Source organism: Kitasatospora sp. NPDC033851 (assembly GCF_055576085.1).
Genome location: NZ_JBVIRL010000010.1, coordinates 196,753 through 213,496 on the forward strand (window position 1 = coordinate 196,753; position 16,744 = coordinate 213,496).

Below are 16,744 nucleotides of genomic sequence, written 5' to 3' on the forward strand. Positions count from 1 at the left end.
CAGCTGTCATGCCCGATCCATGATCGTCCGAGCTGGCGCCGGACCCGGCCCGGTCGAGATGATGGCCGGGTGACCGGGCAGAACCGCCCGGGTCTTGTTCGACAACGGGGGTTCGGCGATGACGCCGCACGAGATCGGGTTGTACGCGAGCGCTGCCGTGGTGATCGGCGCGGGGCTGCGGACGTTGGTGCTGGCGGGATCCCCAGCGGGCTTGACGGGCGCATCCACGGGCGCATCCACGGGTGCGCCCACCGACGCGACCACGGCGCAGGCCGGCGGCCCGGGCGACGTGCTCGCCGTCGTCCGCGCCGCCCTCGCACGTCGTCCCTGGGTCACCGCCGCGCTGTTCGCCGTCATGGCGGTGATGGCCGTGGTCCAGTACGCGGTGCCGTCCGTGATCGACGATCTGATGCGGCAGCCGGATGCGCTGTCCGACGGGCAGTGGTGGCGGGCCGGCACCGCGCTGCTGGTGCAGTCCTCCGGCCTGATGCAGATCGCGATCAACCTGCCGGCCCTGCTCGTGATCGGCGCCGTCGCCGAGTCGGTGCTCGGCTGGTGGCGGACGGCGGCGGTCTTCCTCGTCAGCGGCGTCCTCGCCCACGTGGTGAGCCTGTCCGGCTGGTCGCCGCGCGGCGGCGGCGACTCGGTGGCCGTCTGCGGCCTGCTGGGGGCCCTCGCCGTCACCTGCCTGCTGCGCGGGGACCTCCGGGGCCCCGGGCTCAAGGCCAACTGGCCGGTGCTGCTCATCCCCGCGGCGGGACTGTTCCTGTGCGCGATGCGGAACAACCACGGCGCCGGCCTGGTGGCGGGCTGTCTGCTCGGCCTGGTCCTCGCTGTCGGCGCGAGGACCCGACTCCCGCAGCCCGCCGCCGTGTGACAGCCGTTCCCGAGGCCGAGGCCGAGGCCGGGGCCGGGGCCGGCTGGGCTGACGCCTCCGCCGGTCGCGGCGCCCCGGGTCGCATACTGACGGCATGACTGACCGTATGACGGGCGGAGACGCCGGCCGGGGCACGGGCCGGCGCGGAGTGCTGCGGGCGGGCGCGGCGGCGGCGGTGCTGGGTGTGGCGGGGTGTACGAGCGAGGGCAAGCCGCAGTCGGCGGGGCCGAGTTCGAGCACGATGACGCCGGGAACACCGACCGTGACACCCACGCCCACCCCGATGCCCACGCCCACACCGACGCTCACGCCCACCCCGACGCCCACGCAGCTGCCCCAGCCGCCGCTCTGGCAGCCCGGCCCGTCCGAGATCCAGCCCGACGTGAAGCGCCGGGCCGTCGAGCTGGTGGCGGCGCTCGGTGCCTGGCCGCCCGGCGGGCAGGGGGTGGAGGCGGCCCGGGCCAGGGTGGCGGCGCTGGGTTTGCCGCCCGCGCTGGCCGACCAGGCGGGGCCGCTGGCGCCGGCGGCGTCGGAGGCGAGCCTGGAGGTGATCGTCGCCCAGTACGGCGGGATCCTCGCCGATTCGGCGAGTGTGCTGGTGGTGTGCCGTCAGTGGACCCGGGGCCCGGACGGTTCGGTGGTCGGGGGCGGCACGACGGTGGACGTGCGGCTGAGCCGGGCCGCGCCGCGCTGGACGGTGACCGAGCTGCATCCGGGGGTGGCGGGCCCGGCGGCCGACGCACCGCCGTCGGCGGTGGCCCGGGTGCTGGCCGAGCCGAGGATCGAGCTGCCGCCGGAGGCGGCGGCGGACCTGCGCAGCGGCACCGTCCACGACAGCGTGCCGGAGGCGATGCTGCGGATGGCCGGCCCGTACACGCTGTCGGTGAGCGTGGTGCGGACCGGCCATCCGTCGGACGTCTTCGGGACGACCCGGCCCAGCGACCATCCGCTGGGCCGGGCCTTCGACGTCTGGCGGATCGACGGCATGGCCGTGGTGGACCCGGCCACGCCCCGGCAGCTGATCGAGTCCTTCATGCGGGACGCGGCCGCCGCCGGTTCGTACAACGTGGGCGGCCCGGTGGCGATCCCGGGTGCCGGCAATCGGTTCTTCACCGACGACACCCACCACGACCACTGCCACGTGGGGTTCAACCACTAGGCCTGACAAGCTAGTTGACGTTGACGCCGCTCCACGCCGCCGCGACGGCCTTGTACTCGGTGCTGGTCGCGCCGTAGAGGTCCTTGGCCGCGCTGAGCGAGGCGGCGCGGGCGCCCTTGTAGTTGGTGGTGGAGGTCATGTAGACGGTCAGTGCGCGGTACCAGATCTTGGCGACCTTCTGGTTGCCGATGCCGGTCACCGTGGAGCCGTTGCAGGTGGGGCTGTTGTAGGTGTAGCCGTTGATGGTCTTGCTGCCGCTGCCCTCGCTGGCCAGGTAGAACCAGTGGTTGCCGACACCCGAGGAGTTGTGCACGTCGAGCTTGCCGACCGAGCTGCTCCAGCAGTCGGCCGAGCGGCCGTCCAGCGAGGGCTTGTCGAAGCGGCGCAGCCACGGCGGGGTGGACTGGTCGCTGAACAGGTAGTCGGGGGTGTCGACCTTGTTGTTGGCGTACCACTCCACCATCGTGCCGAAGATGTCGCTGGTGGACTCGTTGAGGCCGCCGGACTCGCCGCTGTAGCGCAGGTTGGCGGTGGCGCTGGTGACGCCGTGGGTCATCTCGTGGCCCATGGTGTCGAGGTCGACCTGCTCGGGGTCGTGGCTGCCGTCGCCGTCGCCGGTCATCATGCAGAAGCAGGTGTCGGACCACTGGGCGTTGTCCCAGTTGGTGCCGACGTGGACGAAGACGGTGGCGCCCTTGCCGTCGTTCTTGATGCCGTTCCGGCCGAAGGTGTTCTTGTAGTAGTCGTACGTCCAGGCGGTGTTGGCGTGGGCGTCGACGGCCGCGGTGGAGCGGTCGGTGGAGAACTTCTTCCCGTCGCCCCAGATGTTGGTGGCGCTGGTGAACGCGGTGCCCGAGGAGGCCTTGATCGAGCTCGCGGCGAGGTTGTGGGCGTCCTTGGTGACGGTGCCGCGGACCGGGTCGGTCAGGGTGTAGCCCCCGCTGACCGGGGTGGTGTCGATGGTGACCGTGCCGGTGTACTCGGAGTTGCCGGTGCCGGACGCCTGGTGCTCGGCGTCGTAGGCCTCGATCTGCTCGCCGGTGGTGGCGTCGGTGACGACGACCCGGCCGGCCGGCTGGCCGTGCTCGCCGGTGCCCTCGACGGTGGTGCGCCAGGCGAGGCGGGGCGTGCCGTCGGCGGCCCAGACGACCAGCTCGGGGGTGCTGACGGCGTCCTGGACGCCGGGGGCGGCGGAGAGCGCGTCGGCGGCGCCGGACTGGGCGGGCACCTTGGGGACGGTCGACTTCACGGCGGCGTCGTGGGCGGCCGCGCGGGAGGTGTCCTTGAGCTTGCCCTTGGCGTCCTGGTGGACGACCAGGTCGCCGCCGACCACGGGCAGGCCCTGGTAGGTGCGGTCGAAGCGGACGTGCGAGGTGCCGTCGGCGTCGAGCACGACGTCCTTGAGCACGAGGTCCTGGTCGGCGCCGAAGCCGAACACCGAGGCGTTGTGGGCCACGTTGACGCGGGCCTGGGATATCGCGGCCTCGCGCGGGTTGGGCGCGGCGGAGGCCGTGGCGGCGGGGATGGTCGCGCCGGCGAGGGCGGCGACGATCGCGACGGCTCCGGCCACGCGGGCACGGCGGAAGGAGGACGTGGGGGTCACTCTGACTCCAGTGGGGGTTAGCTGCAGGGAAAGGAGCTGGGTCAGAGATTGACGGCGATCAGTCAGGTCCAGCTAGGGGAAAGGTCATAACTTTGCCAAGTTGTGTCCTTGGACAGTCAAAAGTGATCAGGAATTAACAAGTCCTCCATGGTGCGGTCGTGACGATCGACTACCTGTGGCGCGGCCCGTGAAAGCCCTAGGCTCTGCGTCCATGGACGGATGGGTGGGGGCCTGGACCGGTGGGCGGGCGGCGGTCCACGTGGGCGACGTCGCGGACTTCAACGCGCAGTTCTTCGCCCCCGGCATGGACGCGGCGCAGCGCCTGCGCCGGCTGCGGCAGGCGCACCACTACGCCTGCCTGGCCGTCTGCTACAGCCCCGAACCGGCGCTGCTGGTACTGCCCGCCGAGGTCGCCCCGGAGTGGACCGACTGGCTGGCCCGGGAGTTGGCCTGGGGCCCGGTCGAGGTGCACAGTGGCGTCGCGCCGGACCGCACGGTCGCCGAGGCGCTCGCCGCCCGCCCCGCCCTGGCCGCGCGGATCGCCGACTCCGGCCGCCCGGTGGTGCGTTGGGGCCGGACCGCCGCGCAGGGCGAAGGGCCCGAGCTGGCCGCCGTCCGACGCTACGAGTCCAAGGCCGCCGCGCACGACCTGTTCGCCGCCCTCGCCCCCGGGCACCCCGGGATCCGCCTGCCGGACCAGGAGCGCTCGGCGGGCCGGCGCCGGGCCGCCCGCCGGCTGACCGTCCGCGCCGTCCGGGGTCTGACCACCGTCCTGAAGAGCCCGTACGGCGTCGGCGGCTACGGCACCGTCGTGGTCGAGCCCGCCGACCTGTTCGCCGCGGGCGGCGGCGGGGCGCTGCTGCGGCGGCTGGTCCGGGCCGAGATCCTGCCGCCCGAGGGCGAGTTGCTGCTGGAGGAGTACGTGGATCCGGGCCCGGCCGCCCGGCTGCGCGACCTCACCTACGACGCGCTGGTCGGCCCGGACGGCACCGTCCACCCGGTCGGCACGGGCGTCATGGACGTGGCCGGCACCCAGTATCAGGGCGTGACCGTCGGCCCCGGCACGGTGCCGCGCGACGCCGCCGGGACGGCCCGCCGGTTCGCCCTGGCGGTGGGGGAGCGGCTGGCCGCCGAGGGCTACCGAGGCTGGTACGACGTCGACTTCGTCACCGACCGGCAGCGCCGGCTCGCCCCCACCGAGATCAACCTGCGGCTCACCGGCCCGGCCGCCGCCTTCGTGCTGCGCGCCCGCCTCGACGGGGTGCGCGGCCCGGGCCACCTGGTCCGCACCCTCGACGGGATGCCGCTCGGCGCCCGGCTGGCCCCGGCGGCGCTGCACGACCACCTGGAGCGGCTGCGGCCCCGCTGCGCCCGGCTCGGCGTGACGCTGCTACCGCTGATCCCGACGGCCTGCCACGAGCCGGAGCCCGTCGTCGGCCTCGCCCTCGCCGGGCGGGACGCCGAGGCGCTGGACGCGGCCGAGGCACTGGTCGCCGCCGCGAACGACGGGCTGGCCGGGATGTTCGAGGCACTTCTCTGATGCTTCGTCAGCTCTTGGTGGCAGTACGTGGTTTGGTCAGTAGGAAGGTCACCACGACGGCCGCCGCCAGCATCAGCGGGACGTTGAAGACGAAGATCATCGTGGTCTCGCGCGGCCAGTCCGTGGCGGCGGTGAGCCGGTAGAGGTTGTCCTGCGGCCACCAGGAGGCGAGCAGCCAGAACACCGACAGGTGGGTGAGCACGGACAGCCGCACCGAGCGGCCCTGTCGCAGCACCGCCGGGAGGCCGAGGAACAGGAAGGCCATCCCGGCGCCGAAGGACAGGTTCTCGCACAGGTAGAGCAGCTCGAACCCGAGGTGGTAGTCGGAGGGCACCGCCGAGAGGTCCGTGGAGCCCGGGTAGAAGATGTTGGTGGTGACCCAGGCGAAGAGCGCCCCGAACACCGTCAGCGCCACGGCGGAGCAGCCCGAGTCGCTCCCCGAGCCGCCCCCGCCCCCGGCCTTGCCACCGCCCTTCCGGGAGCCGGTCGGGCGGGACCCGGCCTTCCGCGACCCGGCCGGGTGGGCCCCCGCCGTGTGGGACCCGGTCCAGCGGGACCCGGCCGGGCCCGAGCGGGCGGCGGTGTACGCCGGCACGGCCGGCAGCGGCAGGGCGGCGCGGTCCAACTTGCCCGCCCGGGTGCGCGGCAGCTCGGACAGCGGGACGACGGCGGCGGGCGCCGACCGGCCGTCGAGTTCCCTGCGCAGGTACTGCGAGAGCGACCAGCCGTCCCCGCCGTCCACTCCCGGCGCGGTCACCGCGTAGCCGACCAGCAGCCGCTGCCCCGGCGCGGGCTCCACCTCGACGACGGTCGCCTCCCGGACCGCCGGGTGCCCGCGCAGCGCCGCCTCGGCCCGGGCCGCCGCCCGGACCCGCTCCAGCACCGTGGTCGCCCGCTGCGCGCCGAGCGGCCCGACCACGGTCGCGGCCCGGGCGGTGAACTCCAGCACGCCGTCCGCCCGCAGCACCCCGAGGTCGCCGGTCAGCAGCACCCGCCCGTCCGGGTCGAAGTCCGCCCGCACGAAGCGGCGGACGGTGTCCACAGGGCGGTTGAGGTAGCCGCGGGTCAGGCCGCTGCCGGCGACGGCGATCTCGCCGAGCCGCCCCTGCGGCACCGGGGTGCCGTCCGGGCCCAGCACGTACACCCGGGTGCCGGGGAAGGGGCGGCCGACCAGCGAGACCCGCTCGGCGCCGTCGGCGGCGGCCGTGCCCTGCGCGTCGAAGTACGTGCTGTCCACGGTGGCCTCGGCCAGCCCGTAGACGTTCAGCACCCTGGTCCCCTGGCCGAGCAGGCGCTGCAGGCCCAACTGCTCGTCCAGGTACCACTTCTCGGCGCCCACGGTGAGCAGCCGAACCCCGGGCAGCGCGCCCTCGGCCGGGGTGCCGCCGGTCCCGGTGCCGCCGGTCCGGGCGCCGCCGCGCTGCGTCAGCAGGGCGGCCAGCCGGCGCGCGGTGCGGACGTTCAGCTCCAGTACGGTGATCCGCTCGGCGGCCACCAGCTCGGGCAGCAGGACGAGGTCGGCGGTGCGGTCCAGGGTGAGGTTATACGGGGCGACGACCAGGGTGGCGCCGGTGCAGAGCGCGCGGACCCAGTCGGCGGTGAAGACGTCGAACTCCAGGCTCGCCGTCTGCAGGATCCGGTCCTCGGCGGTCAGCCCGTACACCGTGCGCCAACCCTCGTGGGCGGCCAGCAGGTTGCGGTGCTCGACCGGCGTCCCCAGGGGCAGGCCGGTGGAGCCGGAGGTGTAGAAGACGCAGGCGAGGTCCTCCGGCGCGACCAGGGGCGGCGCGAACGGCGCCTTCGGGCGCGCCGCCGAGTCCACACAGACCAGTTGCGCGCCGCCCGCGTCCGCCAGCCGGACCCGGTGCGCCTCCTCCGTCACCACCAGGTCCGGCGCGGCGTCGGTGAGGACGTGCCGCAGCAGTGCGTCGGGCGCGCTCGGCTCCAGCGGCACGTACGCGGCGCCGGCCTTCAGCACGGCCAGTAGCGCCACGTACACCTCGGTGCCCCGGCCCAGCGCGACCGCCGCCCGGCCGCCCGGAGCCAGTCCGCGCTCGGCCAGCAGGGCGGCCAGCCGGTCCGCCCGCTCGTCGAGCTGCCCGTACGTCAGTTCGCGCTCGCCGCAGCGCACGGCCACCGCGGCCGGCGCCCGGCGGGCCTGCTCCTCGACCAGCCCGTGCAGGGTGTCGGCCCGCCCGGTATCCACGCCCATCCCGCGTCCCCCTCGTCCCCGCGTCCCGCGTCCCCGCGTCCCTGGTCCCCGCGTGCCTTCGAGACGTCCCCTCGAAGGCACGATCCTCCTCCCAACTCCCTTCGGGCAACAGAGTTCTGGCACGTCCACCCGTCGGACGGACCGACCCCGCCCCGGCCGACAGTTGTACTCTGCACGCGGACGGGCGGCGCCGGACCGTCCGGTGCGGCGCCCCGCCCGCACCCTGCCCGGCGCCGCGATCGGAGTCCCCCACCGTGAGTTCCCCCACCCCCTCGTTCGACGGCCCGCTGCTGCGCACCCGGGACGTGGACGTCGTGCGCGACGGCCGCCACCTGCTGCGCGGGATCAGCCTGGAGATCCGCCCCGGCGAGCACTGGGCGCTGCTCGGCCCCAACGGGGCGGGCAAGTCCACCCTGCTCGCCCTGCTCGGCGCGGTCTCCCACCCCACCCGCGGCGAGGTCGACGTGCTCGGCCGCCGGCTCGGCCGGGTCGACATCCGCGAGCTGCGCGCCCACCTCGGGCACGTCAACCCGCGCCACCCGCTGCGCTCGCCGCTGACCGTCCGCGAGGTGGTCCTGACCGGGCACACCAACACCATCGAGCCCGAGCCGCACCGCAAGCCGGCTCCGGATGTGCTCGAGCGGGCCGAGCGGCTGATCGAGACGCTCGGCATGCGCGCGATGGCCGAGGCCCCGTGGACCACCCTCTCCCAGGGCGAGCGCGGCCGGGCCCTGATCGCCCGCGCCCTGATGCCCAGCCCCCGCCTGCTGCTACTCGACGAACCCGCCACCGGGCTGGACCTCACCGCCCGCGAACTGCTGCTCGACAGCCTGGACCTGCTGCGCCACCAGCACCCGGACCTGGCCAGCGTGCTGGTCACCCACCACCTGGAGGAGCTGCCGGAGAGCACCACCCACGCCCTGCTGCTGCGCGGGGGCGAGTGCGTGGCCGCCGGGCCGGTGGACGAGGTGATGACGACCGAGCTGATCAGCACGACCTTCGGCCACCCGATCCGGATCAGCCGCCACGAGGGCCGCTGGACCGCCCGGGCCGCCGCGCGCCGCACACCGGGAAGGTAACGGTTCAGGGGGGTGGGTGTAGACGTTCGGACATCCTTACGTAAGGTATGCCTTAGCTAACGACGGGGCCCGCCCCGCCGACCACCGCACTGCCTTGGCACTCCCATGCCCTTTTCCGTTGGAGCCCGCATGTCCGCCCGTCGCCGTTCCACCGCAGCAGCGTTGCTCTCCCTCGCCGTGGCGACCGCAACCCTGGCCGGCTGTTCGTCCAAGAGCGACGACAAGGCGGGCTCCTCCGACGCGGTCAAGGTGAACGCGAGCGACAGCGCCTGCGAGGTCTCCAAGACCACCTTCCCGGCCGGCCACGTCGTCCTGGACATCAGCAACAAGGGTTCCAAGACCACCGAGGTCTACGTCTACGGCGACGGCGACAAGATCATCACCGAGCGCGAGAACATCGGCCCGGGCACCAAGGCCAGCATCAACGCCGAGATCAAGGCCGGCTCGTACGAGGTCGCCTGCAAGCCCGGAATGGTCGGCGACGGCATCCGCCAGAAGATCACCGTGACCGGTGACAGCGGCAGCGCCGCGCCCGCCGACCCGCGCCTGGCCGCCGCCGTCGACGCCTACCGCACGTACGCCCAGGAGCAGGCCGACGCCACCATCCCGGCCGTCGAGGCCTTCGCCGCCGCCATCAAGGCCGGCGACCCGGAGAAGGCCAAGTCGCTGTACGCGGCCTCGCGCACCGGCTGGGAGCGCACCGAGCCGGTCGCCGAGAGCTTCGGCGACGTCGACCCCAAGACCGACACCCGCGAGGACAAGGTCGAGGCCGGCCAGCAGTGGACCGGCTGGCACAAGCTGGAGAAGTCGCTCTGGGCCGACGCCAAGATCGGCGACGACGAGAAGAAGCTGGCCGACCAGCTCGTCAACGACCTCAAGGACTGGCAGAAGAAGATCCCCGCGGCCGAGATCACCGCGACCAGCATGGCCAACGGCGCCAAGGAACTGCTGGACGAGGTCGCCACCAACAAGATCACCGGCGAGGAGGACCGCTACAGCCACACCGACCTGGCCGACTTCCAGGCCAACGTCGAGGGCGCGCAGAAGGCCTACGAGCTGCTGAAGCCGGTCGCCTCCGAGAAGGACCCGGAGCTGGCCAAGACCCTGGACTCCGAGTTCGCCGCCATCAACGCCCTGCTCGCCAAGTACAAGCAGGCCGACGGCACCTTCACCTCCTACGACAAGGTCACCGAGGCCGAGCGCAAGACCTTCTCCGACGCGGTCAACTCGCTGGGCGAGCCGCTGTCGAAGCTGGCCGCCGCCGTGGTCGTCAAGTAACCGGCGACCCGCCACCGGAAGCACCCACCCCACCGACGCCGTGGCGGCCCGACCGGCCGCCACGGCATCCGTGAGTCCGCGCACAGCAGTTCAACGCACAGCAGTTCAACGCACAGCAGTTCAGCACCCCACAGCAGTTCAGCACCGCACAGCACGCCGAGCAGATCAGTACCGAGAAGGGCCCGCCCGCCGATGGACGCCGAGAACGAGCAGCAGAACGGGACGCCGGCCACCACCGACGCCACCACCGACGCCACCGCGACCAAGGGCGCGGTCAGCCGGCGCGCCGTCATCGGCTGGGCCGGCGCGGGCGTCGCGCTCGGTGCCGCCGCCGTCGGCTCGGTCGCCGCGGCCACCCGTCAGGACGACCCCGCCCCGGTGGCCGCCGCCCCGGCCGGCGCCGAGGTGCCGTTCTACGGCGAGCACCAGTCCGGCATCGCCACCCCGGTCCAGGACCGGCTGCACTTCGCCGCCTTCGACATCTCCGAGAAGGCCACCCGGGAGTCCCTGGTCAAGCTGCTCAAGGAGTGGACCAAGGCCGCCGCCGCCATGACCGGCGGCCGCGAGGTCGGCACCGGCGCCGCCACCGGCCTGCCCGAGGCGCCCCCGGACGACACCGGCGAGGCCCTCGGCCTGCCCGCCTCCCGGCTCACCCTCACCATCGGCTTCGGCCCGAGCCTGTTCGAGAAGGACGGTGTGGACCGCTTCGGCCTGCAGGCCAAGCGCCCCGAGGGCCTGATCGACCTGCCGAACTTCAAGGGCGACAAGCTCGACCCCACCCGCAGCGGCGGCGACATCTGCGTCCAGGCCTGCGCCGACGACCCGCAGGTCGCCGTGCACGCGATCCGCAACCTGGCCCGCATCGGCATGGGCACCGTCAACATCCGCTGGTCCCAGCTCGGCTTCGGCAAGACCTCCTCCACCACCCCGGACGCGCAGACCCCGCGCAACCTGATGGGCTTCAAGGACGGCACCCACAACATCGCGGGCACCGACACCGCGAAGCTCGCCGACCACGTCTGGGCCGCCCCCGGCGACGGCCCCGAGTGGATGACCGGCGGCTCCTACCTGGTCGCCCGGCGGATCCGGATGCACATCGAGACCTGGGACCGCACCTCGCTCAAGGAGCAGGAGGACGTCTTCGGCCGCACCAAGGGTGAGGGCGCCCCGTACGGCAAGGCCAAGGAGCACGACGCACCCGACCTCAAGGCGATGCCCGCCGACTCCCACGTCGCGCTCGCCCACCCGGACGCCAACAACGGCCTGATGATCCTGCGCCGCGGCTTCTCCTTCACCGACGGCACCGACGGCCTCGGCCGTCTGGACGCCGGTCTGTTCTTCCTCGCCTACCAGCGCGACACCCGCAAGGCCTTCGTGCCGCTGCAGACCCGCCTGGCGGCGAGCGACAAGCTCAACGAGTACATCCAGCACGTCGGCTCCGCCCACTTCGCCTGCCCGGCGGGCGTGCGCAAGCCGGGGGAGTGGTGGGGCCAGGCCCTGTTCGGCTGACACCCCGACCGCGTTCCCCAGTACCACCTCGACACCCCAGGAGCCCGCGTGTTCGGCAACTACCTGATCGGCCTGCGCGAAGGCCTCGAAGCCAGCCTCGTCGTCTGCATCCTGATCGCCTACCTGGTCAAGACCGACCGCCGGGACAAACTGCCCCCGGTCTGGCTCGGCGTCTCCGCCGCCGTGGTGCTCTCGATGGCCTTCGGCGCGGTGCTGCAGTTCGGCTCCTCGCAGCTCACCTTCGAGGCCCAGGAGGCGCTCGGCGGCTCGCTGTCGATCATCTCGGTCGGCCTGGTGACCTGGATGGTGTTCTGGATGCGGCGCACCGCGCGACACCTGAAGACCGAGCTGCACGGCAAGCTGGACGCGGCGATCGCGATGGGCACCACGGCCCTGGTCGTCACCTCCTTCCTGGCCGTCGGCCGTGAGGGCCTGGAGACCGCGCTGTTCATCTGGTCGGCCGTGCAGGCCACCGGCGACGGCTGGAACCCGCTGATCGGCGCCGCGCTCGGCCTGCTCACCTCGGTGGTGCTCGGCTGGCTGTTCTACCGCGGCGCGCTGAAGATCAACCTGGCCAGGTTCTTCACCTGGACCGGCGCGATGCTGGTCGTGGTCGCGGCCGGCGTCCTCGCGTACGGCGTGCACGACCTGCAGGAGGCCGGCTGGCTGCCCGGCCTGCACAGCACGGCCTTCGACATCTCCAGCACCATCCCCAAGGACAGCTGGTACGGCACCCTGCTGAAGGGCGTGTTCAACTTCCAGCCCGACCCGACGGTGCTGCAGCTGGTCGTCTGGCTCCTCTACCTGATCCCGACGCTGGCCGTCTTCTTCAACGTCCTCGGCGGCGGCAGCGGCAGCAAGAGCGAGCCCGCCAAGCCCGCCGCCGCCAAGCCGGCCGCCTGACCAGGCAGGTCGCGCCCCACCCCACCACACCTCACCGCCCCGCCCGGCACCCGCCGGGCGGGGCGGTTTCGTCATGAGTCCGTCACAGCCGGAACCGGTTCGGTCGTGGGCGGCGTGCTGGGGGTGGAAGTGCCGATCGCGTACCCGTGGGGGGAACATGACCGTTCGTAGGCCTGCCAGGCTCGCGGCCGCCGGTGTGACGGCGCTCGCCGCCGCCGTGCTGCTGACCGCGTGCAACGACGACGCCGGGACGGGGGCGCAGCCGGCGCCGACGGTGACCGTCACCGCGACGACGCCCGCCGCGCCGACGAGCGCCGGCAAGGTGACCGTCCCCGGGGCGACACCGACCGGGCCGATGGTGACCCAGTCGGCCGGCGCGCGGTGCAAGGCCGACGAACTCGAAGCCACCGTCCAGCTCCAGGACGCCGGTTCGGCGATGCTGATCCTCACCAACAAGGGCAGCCGGAGCTGCACCCTGTTCGGCTACCCGGGATACGGCGGACTGCGGCCCGACAACAGCGCGGACACGATCGCGGTCAAGCGGGAGGCGCACCCCGGACCGCCGACCGCGGCCACCCTGAAGCCGAAGACGAGCGCCTTCGCGGGCCTCAAGTGGAACTCCTGCGACAAGGCCGACCCGAGCTGCCACGTGGTCGCCGGTCTGCAGCTCACCCCGCCGGACGAGACCAAGCCGCTGACCACCGAGGTGATCGGCCTGGACGGCAAGCCGGTCGTCCAACTGCTGGTCTCCGCGGCCGGGCTCACCACCGGCTCGCTGCAACCCTCCAACCAGGGCGTGGTGTTCGCCGGGCCGTGACGCGATCACATGACGACGCGATCACGTGACGACGCGATGACGCGATGAGGCGACCAGGTGATGACGTGATGACGTGACGACGCGAAGGAGCCCCCCGGGGCGGTCCGTTCGGACCGCCCCGGGGGGCTCCTGTCGGTGCGCCGCCCGGGCTATTCGCTCTTGATGGCGTCCAGGATGTCCAGCTTCGCGGCCTTGTGGGCCGGCCAGAGCGCGGCCAGCAGGCCGACCACGGCGGCCGCCAGCAGGAAGCAGAGGATCTGCACCGGCGGGACCTCGGTGGTCAGGCCCTTGAAGGTGTCCGCGAGGGTGCGCAGGCCCGCCCAGGCGACCACGATGCCGAGGGCGACGCCGACCAGTCCGCCGAACAGGGCGATCAGCAGCGACTCCAGCCGGACCATCCGGCGGATGCCGAGCCGGTCCAGGCCGATCGCCCGCAGCATGCCGATCTCCCGGCGGCGCTCGAACACGGACATCGCCATGGTGTTGACCACACCGAGCACCGCGATGACCACGGACATCCCGAGCAGCCCGTACATCATGTTCAGGATGTCGGTGACGATCTGGCGGTTCTCCGCCTTGATGTCCTTCTCGCCCTTGACGGCGATCAGCGGGTTGCCGCCGGTGGCGTCGCGCAGCGCCTGCTTCAGCTTCGCGGTCGGGCCGTCGGTGCCCTTGACCAGGACCTTGTTCGGACCGGTGCCGGGCGCGGCGTGCGGCCCGACCACGGCGTCGGGGGCGACGATCCCGGCCAGGGCGCTGTTGGGCTCCTGCACGGCGCCGACGGTCAGCGAGGCCTTGGTGCCGTCCGGGTAGGTGACGGCGAGGGTGTCGCCGACCTTGTAGCGGCTGTTCCCGGAGGAACCGGCGCTCACCAGCAGCTTGCCCTGCTTGAGGGCGTCCGCGTCGCCCTCCTTGACCTTGATGGTCGCCAGCTGGTCGATGCCGGCGGCGTCCACGCTCGTCAGCCACTCGGTGTCGGCGCCGTCCGCGGTCCCGGGGACGGCGGTGCCGGCCGCTCCGGTCGCGCCGATCGTCACCGGGACGGTGCGGTCCACGCTCATCGCGCTGACGCCGGGCACCTTGGCGATCTGGGTGGCGACCTCGGGGGAGAGCATCGAGTAGTTCTGCATGGTGACCGTGAAGTCGGCCTTGAGGTCGCTCGCGGTCGCCCTGTCGACGGCCTTGTTCACCGAGGCGCCGACCACGGTCAGCGCGGTGATCAGGGTGACGCCGATGGTCAGCGCCGAGGCGGTGGCGGCGGTGCGGCGCGGGTTGCGGATCGCGTTCTCCTTGGCCAGCCGGCCCGGGGTGCCGTACAGCCCGCGCAGCAGCGGGGCGAACAGTGCGATCAGCGGCCGGGACAGCAGCGGGGTCAGCACGAACACGCCGATCAGCAGCGCGCCCGCGCCGGCGCCGACCAGCTTGACCTCCTTGCTCGCCGCACCCGCCGCCAGGCCGGCCGCGCCGGCCAGGGCGAGGACCAGGCCGATGGTGTTGCGGACCACCAGGCTCTTCTGGGTGGCGGGCTGCTCGGCCGAGCTCATCGCCGCCACCGGCGCGATCCGGGAGGCGCGGCGGGCCGGCAGCCACGCGGCGAGCAGGGTGACCAGGACACCGACCGCGATCGCGGCGATGACCGTGCCCGGGGCGATCACCAGCGGACCGTCCGGCAGGTTGGCCTCCAGCGGGCCGTTCAGCAGCGCCCGGAGTCCGGCGGCGATCCCGATGCCGACGGCCAGACCGGCCACCGAGGCGGTCAGGCCGACCAGGCCCGCCTCGATCTTGACGGAGCGGGTGATCTGCTTGCGGCTGGCGCCGATGGCGCGGAGCAGGGCCAGTTCCTTGGTGCGCTGGGCGACCAGCATGGTGAAGGTGTTGGCGATGATGAAGATGCCGACGAAGAGCGCGATGCCCGCGAAGACCAGCAGGGCGGTGCTCATGCCCTTGGTGCCCTGTTGGATCATCCGGTCCTGCTCGTCGGCCAGTTCGCGGCCGGTCCTGGCCTCGATGGTGTCGCCGTGCGGGACGGCCTGCTTGACGGCGGTGAGCAGCGCGGAGTCGTCGGTGCCCGGCTTGGCCTTGACGTCCAGCTCGCCGAAGCGGCCCGGGGTCAGGTAGAGCTGCTGGGCGGTGGCGCTGTCGAAGGCGGCCAGCGAGCCGCCGGCCGTCACGCGCGGGTCGTTGGTGCGCAGGGTGCCGGTGAGCTTGAGTTCCATCACCGGGCCGTTGACGGCCACCCGCACCGTGTCGCCGACCTTGTAGGAGCCCTTCTCGGCGGTCTTGGCGTCGAGCGCGATCTCGGTGGCGTTCTTCGGGCCGCGTCCCTCGACCAGCGGGTAGCGCGGGTCGGTGCCGTCGGCGCCCGGCACGTAGTTGGTGCCGGTGGTGGAGAAGCCGTTGCCGATCAGCGCGCCCTTCTTGTCGGCGATGCCGGCGAAGCCGCTGATCACGCCGCGGGCCTCGGCCACGCCGGGCAGCGCGGCGACGGCCTTGCGGGTGTCCTCGGTGAGGGTGGGGCCGGTGCCGGCCTTGCCGCCGTGGTCGTAGCCGCGGCCGACCGCCTCCCGGTCGCTGACCGTGACGGCGATGTCGGTGTAGCTCTTGGAGTTCTGGGACCTGAGCGCGCTGCCGAGCGTGTCGGTGAAGACGAGCGTGCCGGCCACGAAGGCGGTGCCGAGCATGACGGCGAGTGTCGTCATCAGCAGTCGGCCCTTGTGGGCCAGCACATTGCGCAATGCGGTGCGGAACATGAGGGGTTGTCAGTCCTGGGATGCTCGTTGGGACGGGTGGCTTCGGGGCTTCGGGTTGTCGCGGTGTCAGCTGGTGTGGCCCCTAGCTGGTGCGGCCCTTGGCGTCGAAGCGGCGCATGCGGTCCAGGACGGTGTCGGCGGTGGGGGTGTGGAGTTCGTCGACGATGCGGCCGTCGGCGAGGAAGACGACGCGGTCGGCGTAGGAGGCGGCGACGGGGTCGTGGGTGACCATGACGACGGTCTGGCCGAGTTCGCGGACGGAGTTGCGCAGGAAGGTGAGGATCTCGGCGCCGGAGCGGGAGTCGAGGTTGCCGGTGGGTTCGTCGGCGAAGATGATGTCGGGCTTGCCGGCGAGGGCGCGGGCGCAGGCGACGCGTTGCTGCTGGCCGCCGGAGAGCTGGGAGGGGCGGTGGCTGAGGCGGCCGGAGAGGCCGACGGTGTCGACGACGCGGTCGAGCCAGGGCTTGTCGACCTTGCGGCCGGCGATGTCCATGGGGAGGGTGATGTTCTCCAGGGCGGTCAGCGTCGGGAGGAGGTTGAAGGCCTGGAAGATGAAGCCGATGTGGTCGCGGCGCAGCTGGGTGAGCTGCTTGTCCTTGAGGCCCACGAGTTCGGTGTCGCCGATGGTGGAGGAGCCGGAGCTGACGGTGTCGAGGCCTGCCATGCAGTGCATGAGGGTGGACTTGCCGGAGCCGGAGGGGCCCATGATGGCGGTGAACTCGCCCTGGGGGAAGGTCACGCTGACGTCGTCGAGGGCGACGACGCGGGTCTCCCCCTCCCCGTAGACCTTGTTCAGGCCGGTGGCGCGGGCGGCCGCCAGGCCGGTACGGACGGCGGTTGCGGGGAACGTCACGTGGACTCACTCCTGGGGACGGAAAAGCGGAAAATCTGACTCGTATCCATCCTCCCAAGGTGTTCTTCTGCGATGTGTATGCCGACGGGACGGTCGGCCCCCGCCGACCCGGCGGGGTGGCGGGGGAACTCTCCTCCTCAGGTATGACGTGATCCCTGAGGGGT

The 16,744-nt window shown here is 72.8% G+C and carries 13 protein-coding genes; 8 read left to right on the top strand and 5 right to left on the bottom strand.

Annotated elements, in window-relative coordinates; translation table 11 throughout:
• Positions 1–6: 6 nt before the first annotated feature.
• A complete protein-coding gene (locus tag ACZ51D_RS21015) occupies positions 7–228 on the bottom strand; it encodes a hypothetical protein (RefSeq protein WP_465619052.1) in 222 nt (73 codons plus the stop codon).
• Between ACZ51D_RS21015 and ACZ51D_RS21020 the strand changes: the two genes are divergently transcribed.
• Both ACZ51D_RS21020 and ACZ51D_RS21025 read left to right on the top strand, forming a co-directional pair.
• Entirely contained in the window at positions 212–877 is a 666-nt protein-coding gene (locus tag ACZ51D_RS21020) for a rhomboid family intramembrane serine protease (protein WP_465619054.1), read from the top strand. The two genes, ACZ51D_RS21015 and ACZ51D_RS21020, sit on opposite strands and share 17 nt — an antisense overlap.
• Positions 878–971: 94 nt before the next feature.
• Entirely contained in the window at positions 972–2,036 is a 1,065-nt protein-coding gene (locus ACZ51D_RS21025) for a hypothetical protein (RefSeq protein ID WP_465663239.1), read from the top strand.
• Positions 2,037–2,046: 10 nt separating this feature from the next.
• On the opposite strand, the gene ACZ51D_RS21030 is transcribed toward ACZ51D_RS21025, so the two are convergent.
• A complete protein-coding gene (locus ACZ51D_RS21030) occupies positions 2,047–3,639 on the bottom strand; it encodes a M4 family metallopeptidase (protein ID WP_465619058.1) in 1,593 nt (530 codons plus the stop codon).
• Between the two features lie 211 nt (positions 3,640–3,850).
• On the opposite strand from ACZ51D_RS21030, the gene ACZ51D_RS21035 reads away from it, so the two are divergent.
• The gene (locus ACZ51D_RS21035; RefSeq protein WP_465619060.1) at positions 3,851–5,179 is read left to right on the top strand and encodes a hypothetical protein; all 1,329 of its coding nucleotides are present in this window, start codon (positions 3,851–3,853) and stop codon (positions 5,177–5,179) included.
• Between the two features lie 7 nt (positions 5,180–5,186).
• On the opposite strand, the gene ACZ51D_RS21040 is transcribed toward ACZ51D_RS21035, so the two are convergent.
• Positions 5,187–7,391, bottom strand: a complete 2,205-nt coding sequence (locus ACZ51D_RS21040; protein ID WP_465663240.1) for an AMP-binding protein — start codon at positions 7,389–7,391, stop codon at positions 5,187–5,189.
• 254 nt (positions 7,392–7,645) lie between these two features.
• Here ACZ51D_RS21040 and ACZ51D_RS21045 point away from each other — a divergent pair, with 254 nt between their 5' ends.
• The 5 genes from ACZ51D_RS21045 (at position 7,646) to ACZ51D_RS21065 (ending at position 12,977) form a co-directional block, all read left to right on the top strand.
• The gene (locus ACZ51D_RS21045) at positions 7,646–8,470 is read left to right on the top strand and encodes an ABC transporter ATP-binding protein (RefSeq protein WP_465619064.1); all 825 of its coding nucleotides are present in this window, start codon (positions 7,646–7,648) and stop codon (positions 8,468–8,470) included.
• Positions 8,471–8,599: 129 nt separating this feature from the next.
• Entirely contained in the window at positions 8,600–9,748 is a 1,149-nt protein-coding gene (gene efeO, locus ACZ51D_RS21050) for an iron uptake system protein EfeO (RefSeq protein ID WP_465619066.1), read from the top strand.
• Positions 9,749–9,940: 192 nt separating this feature from the next.
• A complete protein-coding gene (efeB, locus tag ACZ51D_RS21055) occupies positions 9,941–11,257 on the top strand; it encodes an iron uptake transporter deferrochelatase/peroxidase subunit (RefSeq protein WP_465619068.1) in 1,317 nt (438 codons plus the stop codon).
• Between the two features lie 48 nt (positions 11,258–11,305).
• Positions 11,306–12,160, top strand: a complete 855-nt coding sequence (gene efeU / locus ACZ51D_RS21060) for an iron uptake transporter permease EfeU (RefSeq protein ID WP_465663241.1) — start codon at positions 11,306–11,308, stop codon at positions 12,158–12,160.
• 157 nt (positions 12,161–12,317) lie between these two features.
• Positions 12,318–12,977, top strand: coding sequence for a DUF4232 domain-containing protein (locus tag ACZ51D_RS21065; RefSeq protein WP_465619072.1), 660 nt, complete (start codon positions 12,318–12,320; stop codon positions 12,975–12,977).
• A 149-nt stretch (positions 12,978–13,126) separates the two neighbouring features.
• Here ACZ51D_RS21065 and ACZ51D_RS21070 read toward each other — a convergent pair whose 3' ends face one another.
• Positions 13,127–15,727, bottom strand: a complete 2,601-nt coding sequence (locus ACZ51D_RS21070; protein WP_465663242.1) for an ABC transporter permease — start codon at positions 15,725–15,727, stop codon at positions 13,127–13,129.
• Positions 15,728–15,809: 82 nt separating this feature from the next.
• Entirely contained in the window at positions 15,810–16,580 is a 771-nt protein-coding gene (locus ACZ51D_RS21075; RefSeq protein WP_465619076.1) for an ABC transporter ATP-binding protein, read from the bottom strand.
• Positions 16,581–16,744 lie beyond the last annotated feature (164 nt).